18 protein-coding genes are annotated in these 17,371 nt (G+C 64.2%); 11 read left to right on the top strand and 7 right to left on the bottom strand.

What is annotated here, in order from left to right; translation table 11 throughout:
- Positions 1-215: 215 nt before the first annotated feature.
- On the bottom strand, positions 216-710 hold the full coding sequence (locus tag LB529_RS08145) for an FxsA family protein (protein ID WP_140847526.1): 495 nt from the start codon (positions 708-710) through the stop codon (positions 216-218).
- 201 nt (positions 711-911) lie between these two features.
- Here LB529_RS08145 and LB529_RS08140 point away from each other — a divergent pair, with 201 nt between their 5' ends.
- Genes LB529_RS08140 through LB529_RS08125 form a run of 4 tightly spaced genes read left to right on the top strand, consistent with a single transcriptional unit; the run spans position 912 to position 3,654 of the window.
- Entirely contained in the window at positions 912-1,619 is a 708-nt protein-coding gene (locus tag LB529_RS08140) for a Tim44/TimA family putative adaptor protein (protein WP_140847523.1), read from the top strand.
- A gap of 23 nt (positions 1,620-1,642) precedes the next feature.
- Positions 1,643-2,746: a murein transglycosylase A gene (locus LB529_RS08135; RefSeq protein ID WP_224710766.1), complete on the top strand. Its 1,104-nt coding sequence runs from the start codon at positions 1,643-1,645 to the stop codon at positions 2,744-2,746.
- Positions 2,743-3,267 (top strand): Smr/MutS family protein, encoded by a 525-nt coding sequence (locus tag LB529_RS08130; RefSeq protein WP_140847517.1) that lies wholly within the window; start codon positions 2,743-2,745, stop codon positions 3,265-3,267. The genes LB529_RS08135 and LB529_RS08130 overlap by 4 nt, the downstream gene beginning before the upstream one ends.
- Positions 3,268-3,291: 24 nt before the next feature.
- A complete protein-coding gene (locus LB529_RS08125) occupies positions 3,292-3,654 on the top strand; it encodes a helix-turn-helix domain-containing protein (RefSeq protein ID WP_224710765.1) in 363 nt (120 codons plus the stop codon).
- Between the two features lie 205 nt (positions 3,655-3,859).
- Here LB529_RS08125 and LB529_RS08120 read toward each other — a convergent pair whose 3' ends face one another.
- From LB529_RS08120 to LB529_RS08105, 4 genes are all read right to left on the bottom strand, one after another.
- The gene (locus tag LB529_RS08120) at positions 3,860-4,093 is read right to left on the bottom strand and encodes a hypothetical protein (RefSeq protein WP_095767962.1); all 234 of its coding nucleotides are present in this window, start codon (positions 4,091-4,093) and stop codon (positions 3,860-3,862) included.
- 195 nt (positions 4,094-4,288) lie between these two features.
- The gene (locus LB529_RS08115; RefSeq protein WP_095767963.1) at positions 4,289-4,906 is read right to left on the bottom strand and encodes a transglutaminase-like cysteine peptidase; all 618 of its coding nucleotides are present in this window, start codon (positions 4,904-4,906) and stop codon (positions 4,289-4,291) included.
- 187 nt (positions 4,907-5,093) lie between these two features.
- Positions 5,094-6,371, bottom strand: coding sequence for a polyhydroxyalkanoate depolymerase (locus LB529_RS08110; protein ID WP_224710764.1), 1,278 nt, complete (start codon positions 6,369-6,371; stop codon positions 5,094-5,096).
- Positions 6,372-6,663: 292 nt separating this feature from the next.
- Positions 6,664-7,026, bottom strand: coding sequence for a septal ring lytic transglycosylase RlpA family protein (locus tag LB529_RS08105; RefSeq protein WP_095767965.1), 363 nt, complete (start codon positions 7,024-7,026; stop codon positions 6,664-6,666).
- Positions 7,027-7,336: 310 nt separating this feature from the next.
- Here LB529_RS08105 and LB529_RS08100 point away from each other — a divergent pair, with 310 nt between their 5' ends.
- From LB529_RS08100 to LB529_RS08085, 4 genes are all read left to right on the top strand, one after another.
- Entirely contained in the window at positions 7,337-7,522 is a 186-nt protein-coding gene (locus tag LB529_RS08100) for a hypothetical protein (protein ID WP_140542964.1), read from the top strand.
- Positions 7,523-7,892: 370 nt separating this feature from the next.
- The gene (locus LB529_RS08095) at positions 7,893-9,233 is read left to right on the top strand and encodes an FAD/NAD(P)-binding protein (protein ID WP_224710763.1); all 1,341 of its coding nucleotides are present in this window, start codon (positions 7,893-7,895) and stop codon (positions 9,231-9,233) included.
- Positions 9,234-9,474: 241 nt separating this feature from the next.
- Positions 9,475-10,911 carry a pyridoxal-phosphate dependent enzyme gene (locus LB529_RS08090; protein ID WP_224709115.1) on the top strand — a complete coding sequence of 479 codons (1,437 nt, stop codon included), beginning with the start codon at positions 9,475-9,477 and terminating at the stop codon, positions 10,909-10,911.
- Complete coding sequence (locus tag LB529_RS08085; RefSeq protein ID WP_224709114.1) at positions 10,908-12,077, top strand: trans-sulfuration enzyme family protein; 1,170 nt, start codon at positions 10,908-10,910, stop codon at positions 12,075-12,077. The genes LB529_RS08090 and LB529_RS08085 overlap by 4 nt, the downstream gene beginning before the upstream one ends.
- A gap of 161 nt (positions 12,078-12,238) precedes the next feature.
- Here the strand turns inward: LB529_RS08085 and LB529_RS08080 are convergent, their stop codons facing one another.
- Positions 12,239-12,526, bottom strand: a complete 288-nt coding sequence (locus LB529_RS08080; RefSeq protein WP_224710762.1) for a GIY-YIG nuclease family protein — start codon at positions 12,524-12,526, stop codon at positions 12,239-12,241.
- 249 nt (positions 12,527-12,775) lie between these two features.
- Here LB529_RS08080 and LB529_RS08075 point away from each other — a divergent pair, with 249 nt between their 5' ends.
- On the top strand, positions 12,776-14,017 hold the full coding sequence (locus tag LB529_RS08075; RefSeq protein WP_224710761.1) for a D-amino acid dehydrogenase: 1,242 nt from the start codon (positions 12,776-12,778) through the stop codon (positions 14,015-14,017).
- Positions 14,018-14,058: 41 nt separating this feature from the next.
- Positions 14,059-14,865, top strand: a complete 807-nt coding sequence (locus tag LB529_RS08070; protein ID WP_095767973.1) for an aspartate/glutamate racemase family protein — start codon at positions 14,059-14,061, stop codon at positions 14,863-14,865.
- A gap of 427 nt (positions 14,866-15,292) precedes the next feature.
- Here the strand turns inward: LB529_RS08070 and LB529_RS08065 are convergent, their stop codons facing one another.
- A complete protein-coding gene (locus LB529_RS08065; protein ID WP_224710760.1) occupies positions 15,293-16,183 on the bottom strand; it encodes a LysR family transcriptional regulator in 891 nt (296 codons plus the stop codon).
- A gap of 96 nt (positions 16,184-16,279) precedes the next feature.
- Between LB529_RS08065 and LB529_RS08060 the strand changes: the two genes are divergently transcribed.
- Entirely contained in the window at positions 16,280-17,275 is a 996-nt protein-coding gene (locus LB529_RS08060) for an aldo/keto reductase (protein ID WP_224710759.1), read from the top strand.
- Positions 17,276-17,371 lie beyond the last annotated feature (96 nt).

Genomic DNA, 17,371 nt, shown 5'->3' with positions numbered 1-17,371 from the left:
CGTCGCAAGGAAGCTCCTGGTCGTCCTCAACGCTATCATTCGCGACAAAACCGCATTCGCGTGAACACAGTTGCCATTCCGTGACCCGAGCCGTGCAATGCGGCGGAGCAGAATTTTGCACCGCGGCAACACTCGGAAGTTACCGGATCCTGTGGGCTGCGCGGTACGCTCGCTTCCCGCTCCGCCCAAGGACGAACCGGTAGGCGTTTTGGCCCTTAATCGTTCTTCAGCCGCCGCCAGGGCGAATTGTGGTCCGGCCGGTCCGGATAATCGTCGCGCGAATAGTCGCTGTCGTCGAGGTCGATGACATTGTTGCGGCGGCGCGCCGAAAAGCCGCGGCTGAAGCTGGTCGCCATGACGATGCGGTTCTTCAGCAGGCGCCAGGCGAAGTCGCGCACCGGCGGCAACAGGAGAAGAATGGCGAAGAAATCGGTGATGAAGCCCGGAATGATCAAAAGGATCGCCGCCAGCACGATCATCGCCCCATGCGCGAGCTGGCGGCTGGGATCGCGCCCGGCATCCATCTCCGCCCGCACCCGCGCCATGACGCCAAAACCCTGAAGCCTCAGCAGCAGGCTGCCCGCGACGCTGGAAAGGATGACCAGCCCGACCGTAGCCAAAGCACCGATCTCGCGGCCGACGACGACGAAGCCGGCGATCTCCAGAAGCGGCAGCAGGAGCAGGAACAGCGGAATGAACGAGATGCGCAAGTCTTGACCGATCGCTTTCTTCTTTTGCGGCGCTGACGGACAATCGCCGCTGGCCTTGGCGCCTTTAGATAGGTATGGCTGCCTTTGATTTGAATGATTGCGCCTGCCGTTCTATATGCTTTGGGTGTTGAACGCTATGCGACCGCGGTCCCCAGGGGTTACGCCGGTCCGGCACGGACAGGGATCGAGTTGGCGGAAAATATGGGTTTCTTCGACTTCGGCACGATTTTCTTTCTGATTGCGGCGGTTGTGATCTTTTTCCAGCTGCGCAACGTGCTTGGACGTCGCACCGGAAACGAGCGCCCGCCCTTCGATCCTTATTCGGCGAGCCGCACGCGCGAGGCCGACGCGGCGCAAAAGCCTGAAAATGTGGTGTCGCTGCCGCGCAAGCGCGCGCCGGGCGAAACCGCGCCCGAGATCTATGCCGATATCGACGCCTTCGCCAAGCCGGATACCGACCTCAACAGGGGCCTGCGCGCGATCAAGGACAATGACCCGTCCTTCGATCCCAAGACCTTCGTCGACGGCGCCAAGATGGCCTATGAGATGATCGTCATGGCCTATGCCGACGGCGACCGTAAGACGCTGAAGAACCTTTTGTCGCGCGAAGTCTATGATGGTTTCGTCGCCGCGATCGGCGACCGCGAGGCCAAATCGGAGAAGATCCAATCCTCCTTCGTCGGCATCGACAAGGCCGACATCGTCGCCGCCGAAATGAAGGGCTCGGAAGCGCATATCACGCTGCGCGTCGTCTCCGAGCTGATCTCGGCGACCCGCGACAAGGCCGGCGCCGTCATCGACGGCGACCCTGAAACGGTGGCCGAGGTCAAGGATGTCTGGACCTTCGCCCGCGACACCCGCTCGCGCGACCCGAATTGGAAGCTTGTCGCCACCGAAGAAGAAGATTGAGATCAAGCGGCGGGGCCCCAGTCGTGCCGCTCTCTTCCGCATTCGGCATAAAATCCTTCAGCGACCTTCCGGGCTGGGGCGAAGATGACCATGCTGCGGCCTTCGTCGCGTTTCGCCGCTCGGCATTCCACGCGCCGATAAAATCTTACCGCACCGGATCGCTCGGCGTCGATTTCAATGCTTTTGCCGATGCCTATGCCGAGGCGCGTGCCGTTTCGGCGCCGAGCAGGTCCGAGGCGCGATCCTTCTTCGAACGGCATTTCGTGCCGATGCTGGTCAAGGCCGAAAACGGCGCGGGTCTCGTCACCGGCTTCTACGAGCCCGAGGTCGAAGCCTCGCCGGTCAGGAGCGAGCGGTTCGCCGTGCCGCTGCTGTCGCGCCCCGCCGACCTGATCGACATCGACGACGGCAACCGGCCGGCCGGCATGGATGCCTATCTGGCCTTCGCCCGCCGGACCGATGGTGTTCCGGTCGAATATTTCGATCGCGGCGAAATCGAGCGCGGCGCGCTCGCCGGCCGGAACCTCGAAATCGCCTGGCTCGCCGAGAAGGTCGACGCCTTCTTCATCCACGTGCAGGGCGCGGCACGTCTGAAAATGACCGACGGCAGGCTCTGCCGCGTCACTTACGCCGCGAAATCGGGCCAGCGCTTCACCGGCCCCGGCAAGGTCTTGAGCGATCTCGGCGAGATCCCGCTGGAAAAGGTAACGATGCAATCGATCCGAGCCTGGTTCAAGGCACATCCCGACCGGGTCGACGAGATCCTGTGGCGGAACCGCTCCTACATTTTCTTCCGCGAAGCCGCGGTCGACGACGCGGCGCTTGGGCCCATCGCCGCCGCCAAGGTGCCGCTGACGCCGGGTCGCTCGGTCGCGGTCGACCGCCTGCTGCACACATTCGGCACGCCCTTCTATATCGACGCGCCGACGCTCACCGCCTTTGACGAAAAGCCGTTCCGGCGGCTGATGATCGCGCAGGACACCGGCTCGGCCATCACCGGTCCGGCGCGCGGCGACCTCTTCGCCGGCTCGGGCGACGCTGCCGGCGAGATCGCCGGCGTGGTCCGCAACGCGGCCGATTTCTATGCGCTGGTGCCGCGTGCGCTTCTGCATGGAGCGACCCGGTGAGCCGCCGCGACGACCATCTCAGCGACGACGACCGCATCCTGTGGAACCTGGTGGCGCGCTCTGCCCGGCCGCTGAAGGGCAAAACGGCCGTCGAGATCCCCGACATCGTCGAGCCCAAGCCTGAGACGCCCCGGCCTGCCGCCAATGGCGTAGCGGCCGTGGCCGCCAAGCCGAAGGCGCCGCATGTGGCGCATTCGCTCGACGACCAGACGCTGCACAAGCTGAAAAAAGGCCGGCTGCCGATCGAAGGCCGCGTCGACCTGCACGGCATGACGCAGGACGAGGCCTATTCGCTGCTGCTCACCTTCCTCAACCGCGCGCATGCCGGCGGCATCCGTTACGTGCTGATCATCACCGGCAAGGGCTCGTCCTCGGGCGGCGACGGCATCCTGCGCCGCGCCGTGCCGGCCTGGCTGTCGACGCCCGCTTTCCGGCACCTCGTCTCCAGCCACGACCATGCCGCGCGCAATCATGGCGGCTCGGGCGCGCTCTATGTGCGGCTGCGGCGGATACGGTCATGAGGATTCGCCAATGAGCCAGCCGACATGACCCCGTTCGGCGAGAAGCTCAGGACGCTGCGCGCCGAGCGCGGCGTCAGCCAGAAGGCGATGGCCAAGGCCATCGGCGTCAGCGCCGCCTATCTTTCGGCGCTCGAGCACGGCCGCCGCGGCGCGCCGACCTGGACACTGATCCAGAAGATCATCGGCTATTTCAACATCATCTGGGACGACGCCGAGGATCTTGCCCGCCTCGCCGAGAGCTCGCATCCGAGGGTCAGGATCGACACATCGGGCCTGTCGCCGGCGGCAACCGAGCTGGCCAACCTTTTGGCCGAGAGCATCGAGAAGTTGGATGAGGCGGAGCTGAGGAAGATCACGGCATTGGTCCGCGCTGCGCTGCGCGGATAGCTGCCCTGATGAAACGGGGCGGCTAGCCGAAGCCGCCCGAACTTCGTCATCCACGGGCGAAGCGGACGCGCAGGCCCGAGGATCATTCCGTGACTCGCGCGAAGGGCAAGGCGGCGCAGAACAAAGATCGTTCTGCGCCGCGGTGACGTTCAGCGAGGGCCACGGCTTCCGTGTGCTAGGCCGCGAGCAGCCCTTATTCCTGAAATCACTGCTTGCCGGCGCCGTTCGTGCTACCGCGTCCGCCATTGTTGTTGTGATCGCGGCCGCCATTACCACCGCCCAGACAAGCCGAGGAGTCGACGCCGCAGCAACGGCCGCTCCACAGATCGTTGAGATTGGTCTTGGCGCAGCTTTTGGTGGTCTCGTCCGCCAGGGCCGATCCGGTCAAGGCCGACACCGCGATGGCGGCAAGCAGGGTGTTTCGCAGGAAAGCAGTCATTGAAATTCTCCATGGTTGGGTTTGTCGTCCACGGCTATGTGTCGCCGACCGGACGCAAAAGGTTCATGGAGAGATGCGGAATAATGTTTTCGAGAGAGCGAAGCCCTCTCTTCGTCATCTAGGGCCTGCGCTGCGTCGCTACGCTCCTTGCTTCGCTCTAGAATGACGAAACCGAGGTAGCGCCCTCAGCTCTGCCTACTGCACCGAGCCCACAAGCACAGGCTGGCCGTCGCGGATCGAGACCCAGCGCCCGGTGTTGTCGATCGCCTGCCGCTTGAGGAAGCGGTAGCCGGTCGCGTCCCAGGCTTTGACCTTGTCGGTCAAGTTGTCGAGCACATAGTCGCCCTTGTCGGTGCGCACCGTCAGCACCGAATGGCCTTCGCCGTCCGGCTTGCGCACGACGGTAATCAAAAGGTCGGCCAGTGACATGCCCAGGCGGTAGAGCTGGCGGCGCTTTTCCAGCACATAGTCCTCGCAGTCGCCATAGCCGTCGTCCGGATAGGCCCAGACTTCGTCCTTGCCGTAGTGATCGAGATCGCTCAGCGGCTTGACGGCGGCATTGACCTTGGCGCTGACGCTGACCAGCCTGCGCCACAGCCCGTCCGTCATGGTGGCCGGCCCGAGATTGACCGGGCGGATGTTGCATTCGCTCGGATGCGATTTGCAGAAATCATAGTGGCCGATCGGTTGCGAGGTCAGGCCGCCCGTGGCCATCGCGCCAGCCGCCCAGGCCGGCACCGCCCAATGCGCAGAGATCGCCAGTCCTGCGGCTGCGCACAAGCGCAGAATCCGCGTCATCGCTGAGGAAGTCATTGCCCCCGCCCTGTTCTTTATTAACGAAACGTTAAGGGCGATTTACAGTCCGTGTCAATTGGAGACGACCGTCAGTTTGGCGGCATGGTTACCTGCGCGATCCGGTAGCGGCACTTTCGCAACAGAAGCGCGGGTGCAACACCGCTGGCCGCCAGGTGGCGGCAAGGCTGATGCCGGGCTCCGGAGTTCAGCTTTTGGCGGAACGGACCAGTTTAGGCTTCGCCGCCACGCGGTGCTGGCGGCCATAGCTGGAAATGAAATCGACGATGCGCGGCACGATCTCGGAGCGGAAGCGCGAGCCGTTGAAGACGCCGTAATGGCCGACGGCCGGCTGCATGTAATGCGCCTGCCTGTCGGCCGGGATGTTGACGCACAAATCATGCGCGGCCTGGGTCTGGCCGAGGCCGGAAATATCGTCGTTCTCGCCCTCGATGGTCAAAAGCGCAACGTTGCGGATCGCCTTCGGATCGACCGGCTCGCCGCGATGCGTCATCTCGCCCTTCGGCAGAGCGTGGCGCACGAACACGGTGTCGACCGTCTGCAGGTAGAATTCCGCCGTCAGGTCCATCACCGCCAGATACTCGTCATAGAAGTCGCGGTGCTTTTCGGCGCTGTCGCCGTCATGCTTCACAAGGTGCATGAAGAAGTCCTTGTGCGCGATGATGTGGCGGTCGAGGTTCATGCTCATGAAACCCGAGAGCTGCAGGAAGCCGGGATAGACCGGGCGGCCGAAGCCCGGCACCGGCCACGGCGCCGGCATGATGACATTATCGCGGAACCAGTCGATGCCCTTTTCCTTGGCCAGAAGATTGACCGCGGTCGGGTTGCGGCGCGTGTCGACCGGTCCGCCCATCAGCGTCATGGTGGAGGGCACGAAGGGATCGCCGCGCTTTTCCATCAGCGCCACCGCCGCCAGCACCGGCACGGAGGGCTGGCATACGGCCATCACATGCGTGTCGGGGCCGAGCGCGTGGAACATCTCGATGATGTAGTCGATATAGTCGTCGAGATCGAAGCTTCCTAGCGCCGCCGGCACCATGCGGGCATCGACCCAGTCGGTGATGTGCACGTCGGCATGGGGCAGCATCGCCTCGACCGTGCCGCGCAGCAGCGTCGCGTAATGGCCCGACATCGGCGCCACGATCAAAAGCTTCGGATCGGGCTTGCGGCCGGCGGGCAGCGCGCGCTCGAAGCGGATCAGGTCGCAGAAGGGCTTCGACCAGACCGTCTTTTCGGTGACGTCGACGCTTCTCCAGTCGACCACGGCCTTGTCCAGGCCGAACTGCGGCTTGCCGTAGCGACGGGTGGTTCGCTCGAAGAGCTCCGCGGTCGCCGCGACCGAGCGGCCGAAGGGGGTGTGGGAAACCGGATTGAGCGGGTTGGAGTAGAAGAGCCGCACCGCGTCGGCATAGAAGCGGGCCGGCTGCAGCGCCGCATGGTTCATTTCGTAGAGCTGGTAGAACATCGCGAACCCCGCTGCCGTCCGACGACCAAAAGGACGACGAACTGCGCCGAGCCTTGAATGTCTCCTGGCGAGGTTAGCAAGATATTGTTGCGATGCAATACGTCATTTTGTCTGACGAATGCATCTTTCGTTCAACCTGTTGAAAACCGGACCTAAGCGGGCGAGCCGGCTCAATGTGCGCTGCCGAAATGTGAAGGATATGTGTCCGGCCCCTCATGCCGGACACGACCAATGCATATCGCCCTGAAGTGGGCAGCGCTTTGGATGACGACATGCATCAAAAAAAGGCGGCTCAGACGCGCGCCATGCAGACGGCGGTATGGCCCGAACCGATGAAGCCCAGCTGGCCGGCGGCGCCGCGGGAGAGATCGAGCATACGTCCCTTCACGAACGGACCGCGATCGTTGATGCGCACGACGACGCTGCGGCCGTTGTTCTTGTTGGTGACTCGAAGCTTGGTGCCGAAGGGCAAGGAGCGATGGGCTGCAGTCAGTGCCGAGGGGTTCATGCGCTCCCCTGAGGCCGTTCTGGAATGCAGCGCATACCAGGAAGCGCGGCCGCACTGCGCGGCGGCGGAGGAGGCGGATGAGGCGCCGGCCATCAGGCCAGCCGCGATCGTTACCGCGACAAGCGCAGTCTGGTTAGTTTTCTTCATGCTTTGGGGATGGCTCCGTTAGAGATATGCCCCGCCGATATGTGCCGAATGAGGCGGGAAATGCGGCATTGATCTGGCGGTTCCATGGCGACAGCACACGTTTGGAGTCGCCGCGAAACAGTTTGTCATGATATTCACAGCCCCATTAACGCGTATTCTCGCTGAATATCGGGCCGGCATACGGGACATTCGGGGCAAGATCGGCCCACAAGATTTGAAGTACTGAGGGACGGAACTGCTTAGGTTCCTCGACGTCTTTTGTTGCGTCCCCATTGCCGTTCAGGATCGACTTCCGGAGAGGGTCCAGCCGATGCGATTGATCAGGTTTGTGCTGGCGCTGATTGTGCTGGGGCTGGGTGCGCTGTGGTCGCTGCAAGGCCTCGGTCTCGTCAAGGGCAGTTTCATGACCGGGCAGACGCAATGGCTCTATATCGGCCTCGTCACCATGCTGGTCGGCGTGGTCGGCCTGCGCTGGGCGACCCGCTCGCGCATATGACCTTGCCGGTCGGGGCGGAGACGGCTGGCGGTCAGGCGGTCGCATTCGCCGGCAAGCAGCATCGTTGCGCGCGTCGCTCCGCCCCAGAATGACGAAGGAAGATGGCCGCCGCCCTCCCACAAAACACCCCAGCGAACGAAAAATCCGCCTGTCATCCCTTCTCGGCAAATCCATGCTTCAAAGGGGGTGGCATTAGTACTGCGATTTCGTGCTTGGCACGGTTAGTATAGTAATCTTATCAACATTGGGAGGTGAGAGAACGATGCGCGACCTTCAAAAAACCGTTCCGGCGATCGTTCGTGGCTTGCGGCTGAGGCCGTCCGCGCGCTCGCCCAGCGCTGATCGCTCGAGTCACGTTCGGCTAGCAGTCATGGTTGGACGCGGCAACTCCATCATCATTGTCGGCGGCGGCGCAAGCGGCGTCGTGCTGGCCGCGCACCTGTTGAAGTCGCCCAATCCGGACCTGCGCGTCACGCTGATCGAGAAGCGGCCGCATTTCGGCCAGGGCATGGCCTATTCGACGCTGCTCTCGGCGCATGTGCTCAACGTCAACGCCTCCGGCATGAGCGCCTATGCCGACGACCCGACGCATTTCGCGCGCTGGGTGCTGAAACGCGGCCTCGCCAGGCCGGACCAGGGACCGTTCTACGCGCCGCGCAGCCTCTATGCCCGTTATCTGCAGGATGTGCTCGAGGGCCTCGAGGAGCGCGAGCGCGACACCGGTCGTCTGCGGTTGATCCGCGAGGAGAGCCTGTCGATCGCGCCGACCTCGTCGGGCGTCGAAGTCGTACTCGCCAACGGCACCAGCGTCGTGGCGCATCTCGCCGTCCTGGCCACTGGTCACGACGAGCAGCCCGGCGCCTTCCAAGGTCATGCCGTCCGCATGGGGACGGAGGCCGACACCGCGCTCGATCCTGAAGCCCAGGTGCTGCTGCTCGGCACCGGCCTGAGCATGATCGACGCTTTCCTGTCGCTGGAGCAGCGCGGCCATCGCGGTTCGATCGTCGCGGTGTCGCGGCGCGGCCTGCTGCCGTCGCCGCACCGCAAAGGCAATCCGATCAAGCTCGATATCGCCGATATTCCGCTCGGCACCCAGCTTTCCTATTTCGTCGGCTGGTTCCGCAACCTGATCCGCGAGACCCAGAAAGCCGGCGGCGACTGGCGCGACGTCGTCGATGGTCTCAGACCCTTCAACCAGACGATCTGGCAGAATTGGCCGTCCTCGGCCAAGCGCCGCTTCGTCGAGCACACCAAGGCCTGGTGGGATATCCACCGCCACCGCATGGCGCCGGAAGTCTATGCGCGCGTCACCGATGCGGTCGCCTCAGGCCGCATCCGTCTCGTCGCCGGCAGGGTGGTGGCCATAGAACCGAACGGCGGCTTCGTGGTGAAAATCCAGCCGCGCGGCACGCAGGACGTCGAGACCCTGGACGTCGCCCGCCTCTATGATTGCATGGGCATCGCCCGCGACATATCGCGGACGTCGAACGGTGTCGTGCGTTCGCTGGTCGAGCGCGGGCTGGCGCGTCCCGATCCGCTGCGCCTCGGCCTCGATGTCACGGCGAAATGCGAGCTGATCGCGGCCGACGGCACGGTGTCCTCGAAGCTGCTCGCAGTCGGACCGCTGACGCGCGGCACCTTCTTCGAGATCGACGCCATTCCCGACATCCGCGTGCAATGCGCGAAGCTGGGCAAGCAGTTGTTGGGGTAGCACAATCCGCTGCCGGCGGGCAGGAACTCCGCATAGATGATTCCAACCGCCCTTCTCCCAATGCTCTCCGTGAAATTCCATTCCTCCACTCGCCGCCGGATTGGCACGATCTATCTTCTTTCCTGATGAAAAGGGCTGGAAAAGACAGGGCGCGCGATCCGCAAAACCGGAATGGATTCCCGCGGCTTCCCGCGCGAGATTGCCGACATCCGCCTCGAACTGCTTCTATGGAGCAATGAAGATGAGCGAGCAGACAAAAGCGGCGCCGAAGGGCGCGCACATCAACCTGTCGAGATTGCGTCCGCCCTACGCTTCGGTGCTCGACCTGATCGGCCAGACGCCGATCGTGGAGCTGACCAAATTCGACACCGGCAAGTGCCGCCTGTTCATCAAGCTCGAAAGCCAGAATCCGGGCGGCTCGATCAAGGACCGCATCGCGCTCTCGATGATCGCGGCGGCGGAGAAGGAGGGGCGGCTGAAGCGCGGCGGAACCATCGTCGAGGCCACCGCCGGCAACACCGGCCTCGGCCTCGCCCAGGTCGGCATCCCGAAAGGCTACCGCATCGTCCTCGTCGTGCCCGACAAGATGTCGCGCGAGAAGATCCAGCATCTGCGCGCTTTGGGCGCCGAGGTGCGCATGACGCGATCCGATGTCGGCAAGGGCCATCCCGAATACTACCAGGACATGGCCGAGAAGATCGCCGCCGAGACCCCCGGCGCCTTCTATGCCAACCAGTTTGCCAACCCGGCGAACCCACTCGCGCATGAGACGACGACCGGGCCGGAGATATTTTCGCAGCTCGAAGGTGATGTCGACGCCGCGGTGGTCGGCGTCGGCTCCGGCGGCACGCTCACCGGCCTCGGCCGCTTTTTCGCGAAACATTCGCCCAAGACCGAGATGGTGCTGGCCGACCCGGTCGGCTCGGTGCTGGCGCCGCTGATCAAGACCGGCAAGATGGTGGAGGCCGGCAGCTGGACCGTTGAAGGCATCGGCGAGGATTTCGTGCCGCCCAATGCCGATCTGTCGCTGGTGAAAAAGGCCTATTCCATTCCCGACAAGCAGAGCATGCTGGCGGTGCGCGATCTGTTGTCGAGGGAAGGCATCCTGGCCGGCTCGTCCTCGGGCACGCTGCTGTCGGCGGCGCTTCGCTATTGCCGCGAGCAGACGGTGCCGAAGCGCGTCGTGACCTTGGTCTGCGACAGCGGCAACAAATATCTGTCAAAGGTCTTCGACGATATCTGGCTGGCCGAGCAGGGCCTTGCCGACCAGGAACAGCATGGCGATTTGCGCGACTTGGTCATGCGCTCGCCGCGCACCGGCGACATTGTGACCGTTGGCCCGGAGGAAAGCCTGCTCAACGCCTATGGCCGCATGCGCCGCTCCGACGTTTCGCAGCTGCCGGTGCTGGACGAAGGCAGGCTGGTCGGCATCGTCGACGAGAGCGATATTTTAGCCAAGGTCGATGGACCCTATGACGGCCGCTGGGACCGTTTCAACGCGCCGGTGCGCACGGCCATGACGTCGAACCTGCACACGCTGCAGGCCAATCAGACGCTGGACGCGCTGCTGCCTGTCTTCGACCGCAACGAGGTCGCCATTGTCTTCGATGGCGAAGAGTTCATCGGCCTGATAACCCGTATCGACCTGATCAACCATCTGAGGCGCCGCGCCAAATGACTTCAAACGGCAAGAACCGCCTGGCCTTTTCCACCCGCGCCATCCATGGCGGCCAGAGCCACGATCCGCTGACCGGCGCCGTGATGGTGCCGATCTATGCCACCTCCACCTACGGCCAGCAGTCGCCCGGCGTGCACAAGGGCTTTGAGTACGCCCGCAGCCAGAACCCGACGCGTTTTGCCTTCGAGCGCGCCGTGGCCGACCTCGAAAGCGGCTCGGCGGCTTTCGCCTTCGCTTCCGGCCTGGCGGCGATCGGCACGGTGCTCGAGCTGCTCGATTCCAGCGCCCATATCGTCGCCACCGATGACATCTATGGCGGCTCGTTCCGCTTGATGGAGCGGGTGCGCAAGCGCTCCGCCGGGCTGCAGGTGAGCTTCGCCGACTTCACCGACCTCGCCGCGGTCGAGGCGGCGATCCGGCCGGAGACTAAACTGCTCTGGGTCGAAACGCCGACCAACCCGCTGCTGCGCATCGTCGATCTCGAAGGCGTCGCCGCGCTTGCCAGGCGCAAGGGGCTGCTCACCGTCGCCGACAACACCTTTTGCAGCCCCTATATCCAGCGCCCGCTGGAGCTCGGCATCGACATCGTCGTGCACTCGACGACGAAATATCTCAACGGCCATTCCGACATGGTCGGCGGCGTGGCGGTCGTCGGCGACAACAAGGACCTCGCCGCCCAGCTGAAATTTCTGCAGAACGCCATCGGCGCCATCTCCGGCCCGTTCGACAGTTTTCTGGCGCTGCGCGGCATAAAAACCCTGGCGCTCAGGATGGAGCGTCATTCGGCCAACGGCCTGAAAATAGCGCAATGGCTGGAAACGCGAAAAGACGTCCGCCGGGTCATCTATCCCGGCCTCGCCAGCCACCCGCAGCATTCCATCGCCGTCCAGCAGATGCACGCCTTCGGCGGCATGATCTCCGTCGACCTCGACCGCGACCTGGCGGGAACGAAACGCTTCCTCGAACGCACCCAGCTCTTCACGCTGGCCGAAAGCCTCGGCGGCGTCGAAAGCCTGATCGAGCACCCGGCGCTGATGACGCATGGCTCGATCCCGGCCGAAAAGCGCGGTGCGATCGGCATCTCGGATTCGCTGGTGCGGCTGTCGTGTGGGATCGAGGATGGGGACGATCTGATCGCGGATCTGGAGCAGGCGTTGCAGACCTGAGAACTCGTAGATACCACGTCATCGTGGTAATCCTTCGCGCCCCCTCTGGCCTGCCAGCCCTTGTCCTCCGTCATTCTAGGGCGGAGCAAGGAGCGAAGCGACGCGCGAAGACCGTAGAATCCATGCCGTGACGCCTGAGCGCCGCCACGGTGCAGAACGGTTCACCAGCCAATCCCGCGAAACAGCTCGAACCATTCCGGATTGGTCTTCTCGATCAGTTCAATCTTCCATTGCCGTGGCCACCGCTTCAATGACGTCTCACGCTGAATGGCATCGGTGATGTCGAAATATTCTTCGTACCAGACCAGACGCTGCACGCCGTAGCGGCTGGTAAAGCCGGAGCCTTGGCCGGACTTATGCTCAGGCATCTGGCGAGCAAGGTCGTTGGTGACGCCGATATAGATCGTGCCGCCTTTCTGGCTTGCGGTCATGTAGACGTAGCCTGTCATGTGGCGATCTTAGCTGGCGCCATTACCACCGCTATTCTGGACCGTTGCATTCTATGGCCAATGTCACGGCATGGATTCTAGGGTCTACGCGCGTCGCTTCGCTCCTTGCTCCGCCCTAGAATGACGAAGCGCCATTTGCAATCGCCCTGACTACGAGGCGCGCTGTCCCGCCGACATCTCTGCATGTGTGCCATTGCAGGCTGCAGCCTACACCTTACAGTGAGCCAACTTGCGATCTCCGGAGGCGCCATGCGCGTGATCGTGTTGGGTGGCGGCGTGGTCGGCGTCACCACGGCCTATCAGCTGCAGAAGGACGGGCACGAGGTCGTCATCCTCGAGCGGCAGCAACAGGTGGCCGCCGAGACCAGCTGGGGCAATGCCGGCATGATCGCGCCGGGGCATTCCTTCGTCTGGTCCTCGCCCAGGGCGCCGATGATTCTGCTGAAATCGCTGGTGCTGAAAGACCAGGCGCTGCGCTTCAAGCTCTCGGCCGATCCTCGGCTCTATACATGGTCGTGGCTGTTCCTGATGGAATGCACGGCCAAGAAGGCCCGGCGCAACACGCTGCTCAAGCACCGGCTGGCCGTCTATTCGCAGTCGGTGCTGCAAGAAGTCGTGGCGGATGAGGCCATCGACTATGACCGCAACGATCGCGGCATCCTCTATTTCTACCGCAGCCAGCAGGCGCTCGACAAAGGCGTCGAGCATATGAAGCTGCTGGAATCCGACGGCCAGCTGATCAAGGTGCTCGACCGCGACGCCATCGTCGCCCTCGATCCGGCGCTGGCTTCCGCCAAGGAAAAGATCGCCGGCGGCATCCATTGTCCGACCGACGAGACCGGCGATCCGGCGAAATTCACCCGCGCGCTGGCGGCAAAAGTGGTCGCGCGCGGCGGCGAGATCCGCACCGGCACGACCATCACCGGCATCGAGACGTCCGGCGACGATGTCGCCCGGGTGCTGACCGACAAGGGAAGTGTCAAGGGCGATGCCTATGTGCTGGCGCTCGGCTCTTACAGCCCGCTGGTCGCGAGCACCGTCGGCATCAGCTTGCCGATCTATCCGATCAAGGGCTATTCGCTGACCATTCCGATCGGCAACCGTCCGCGGCCGCCGACCATCGCCGCGATCGACGAGCACAACCTGGTCGCCGTGTCGCGCTTCGGCGACCGGCTGCGCGTCACCGCTACGGCCGAGTTCGCCGGTTACGATACCAGCCACAAACCGGCCGATTTCGCCTTCATGAAAGGGGTGACCGAGGAGCTCTATCCCGAAGGCGCCGACTACGACCGCGCCGAGATGTGGGCGGGCCTCAGGCCGATGACGCCCAACAATCTGCCCGAATTCGGCCGGCGCCGTCTCAGCAACCTCTATCTCAACACCGGGCACGGCCATATCGGCTGGACCATGTCGCATGGCTCGGCCCGCATCACTGCCGACCTGATCGCCGGCCGCAAACCGGCGATCTCGATGGACGGAATTTTGAACTGAGAGCATGATCCCGGAGGGGATCGAGCAGGAAAGGGAATGCCATGTCTGTCAGCGCGGCCGCTACCCGCCCGCAATCGCCAGGGCCGATCGATTTGGGCGTCCTTCCGTCGGAGATCGACGGCGGCCTCGCCTCGCGCGCGGCGATCGGCTTGGCGATCCTTGCCACCGACCAGACGCTGGAGCACGAGTTTCGCGCGCTGATCCGCATTCCGGGCGTCGCCTTCTACGAGGCGCGCCTGTTCAACGACAACGACATCACGCCCGACACTTTGCGCGCCATCGGCCCGCGCATCGCGCCGACCGTCGATCTGATCCTGCCCAGCATCCCGCTCGACGTCGTCGGCTTCGGCTGCACCTCGGCCACCATGACGCTCGGCGAGGAAGCCGTCTTCGCCGAGATCCGCAAGGCGCGGCCGGGCGTCGCCTGCACCACCCCGGTCACCGGCGCTTTGGCCGCCTTCAAGGCGCTCGGCGCCAGGGGCATCGGCCTGCTGACCCCTTATGCACCCGAGATCAACCAGGGCCTGGTCCGCTATTTCACTGGCCGCGGCCTCGACATATCAGCCGTCGCCACTTTCGACCGGCGCGACGACCGCGAGGCGGCTCGCATCTCGCTTGCCTCAATCGAGGCGGCGGCCGAGACGATGGCCGCCGTGCCGGGGGTGGAAGCGATCTTCATCTCCTGCACCAGCCTGCGCGTGGCGGAAGCGGTCGCCGAGCTGGAGCGGCGCATCGGCATTCCCGTCACCTCCTCCAACCACGCCATGGCCTGGCACTGCCTGCGGCTTGCCGGCATCGATGACGTCGTGCCGGCCGGCGGCCGGTTGTTTGCGCTACCGGCCGTTTGATTGGTGCTTGGCGCATGCATTGTCCAATGTAGCGCTGGTCGACCCCCCACTCCGTCTCGGCTTCGCCGAGCCACCTCTCCCCCGATCGACGGGGTAGAGGAAGGCGCCAAGCTTTTTGTCGTCAACGCTCGTCCGGCAAGGCTCCCTTCCTTTCCCTCCGGAGGGGGGAAAGGTGGCGCTGCGAAGCAGCGACGGATTGGGGGAACCACCTGGCAATCAAGCCTTGGCCTGCAGTCGCGCCAGTCACAGAAGATGTGTGCATAGCGTAGCCACATTCTGGAGGGAGGAAACGCCAACCGCCGAGATTGCGGCCTCGAAAAGCCTGGCTTTCCTCTCCGCCATGAACATGGGTGAGAGGTGAACGCGTAGCGGCCGGAGTGGGGGGCTGGCGCTGCCATATGCGATTTACCCTGCCCACTTGGGGGTGCTATCCGCTCACCTTGAAGAAATCCACGAACGCCCTGAGCGCCGGCCGCATTTGCCGGCGGCTCGGATAATAGACGAAGAAGCCGTCGAAGGACGGGCACCAGTCCTCGAGCACGCGGATCAGCCTGCCATCGGCGAGCGGCGCCTTGACATAATCCTCGAAGACGAAGGCAAGCCCGGCGCCGTCGACTGCCGCCTGGGCGATCAGATGGTCCTCGTCGAGGATCAGCGGTCCTTCCACCGCGATCTCGATTTCCTCGCCGTCCTTCTCGAACTCCCAGCGATAGAGAATGCCGCTGGAAAAACGGAAGCGGATGCAGCGATGGCCTGCGAGATCGCGCGGATGACCTGGCTCCGGCATGGAAACGAAATAGGAGGGCGCTGCGACCACCGCGCCGCGGATGTCGGGCCCGATCCGCACCGCGATCATGTCACGCTGCAGGCTTTCGCCGAGCCTGACGCCGGCGTCGAAGCCGCCCTCGACCACATCGGTGAAGCGATCCTCGATGACGATCTCCAGCACGATGTCGGGATAGGCGGTGGCAAAGGCGCCGAGCCGCGGCGTCAGCACCAGATGCGCAGCGGTGCGCGGCACGCTGAGCCTGAGATTGCCGGCCGGCCGGTCGCGCGCCTCGACCGCCGTTTCCAGCGCGAGGTCGATCTCGGACAGGGCCGGCCGCAGCCGTTCCAGAAGCTGCGCGCCCTCCTCGGTCGGCGCGACGCTGCGCGTGCTGCGCGCAAGCAGCCGCACGCCAAGCCGTGCTTCCAGGCTCGACACCGCATGGCTGACCGCCGACGGCGCGATGCCGAACTCGCGGGCGGCGCCGCGGAAGCTGGCGCATTGGGCGACCGCGGCCAGCACGGCGAGTTGCGAGAGGTTCGTCCGATTCATTGTTCTATTTTATAGAGCAACCCGTACAAAAGAGAAAGAATTATCGAACGCAGTGCGAGGCGCTATCTCTCCCCCATCGCAACAAGGAGATGCGCCATGAAAACCCGCAAACTTGGAACTGAACTCGAAGTCTTCCCCGTCGGCCTCGGCTGCATGGGCATGAGCTTCGGCTATGGCGGCCAGCCGGAGGCGGAAGCGATCGCCACGCTGCGCCGCGCCGTCGAGATCGGCGTGACCTTCTTCGATACGGCCGAAGTCTATGGTCCATACGAGAACGAGATCCTGCTCGGCAAGGCGCTGAAGCCGGTGCGCGACAAGGTGACGATCGCCACCAAATTCGGCTTCAAGATTTCCGAGCACGGCGAGGGCACCGACCGCATGGTCGGCGTCGACAGCCGCCCCGAGCACGTCAAGGCGGTGGCCGAGGCCTCATTGAAGCGGCTCAATACCGACGTGATCGACCTCTATTACCAACACCGCGTCGATCCGAACGTGCCGATCGAGGACACGGTCGGCGCCATGGCGGAATTGGTGCGCGAAGGCAAGGTCCGGGCGCTGGGCCTGTCGGAGGTGAGCGGCGCGACGCTGCGCCGGGCGCATGCCGTGCACCCGATCGCCGCGGTGCAGAGCGAATATTCGCTGTGGAGCCGCGATCCCGAGGACGAGGTGTTCGACGTCTGCCGCGAGCTCGGCATCGGCTTCGTCCCCTACAGCCCGCTCGGCCGCGGCCTGCTCACCGGCGCGATCGCCAAGCCGGACGCGCTCGGCGCCGGCGACTGGCGCCTCACTCTGCCGCGCTTCCAGGCCGAGGCGATGGAAGCCAACAACGCGGTCATCGCAGTGCTGGAGAAGATGGCTGCGCAGAAGGGCGTGACAGCGGCGCAGCTGGCGCTCGCCTGGGTGCTGCACCAGGGTGATTTCATCGTCCCGATCCCCGGCGCAAGGAAGATACGCCACCTTGAGCAGAACACGGCGGCGGCGAATATCGAGCTGAGCGCGGCCGAGGTGGCGGCGATCGGTGACGCGCTGTCGCCCGACAAGGTGGTCGGCAAGCGCTACACGGAGGAACTGCTGGCGCTGGTGAATGGGTGATAATTGAAAGGGGCGCTTCGGCGCCCCCTTGAAGGGTCGGCGCGCGGCCCCCCTCTCTGTCCTGCCGGACATCTCCCCCTCAAGGGGGGAGATTGG

The organism is Mesorhizobium sp. CA5 (genome assembly GCF_020165105.1).
Classification (GTDB): Bacteria; Pseudomonadota; Alphaproteobacteria; order Rhizobiales; family Rhizobiaceae; genus Mesorhizobium.
This window is presented reverse-complemented; position numbering and strand designations above follow the sequence as displayed.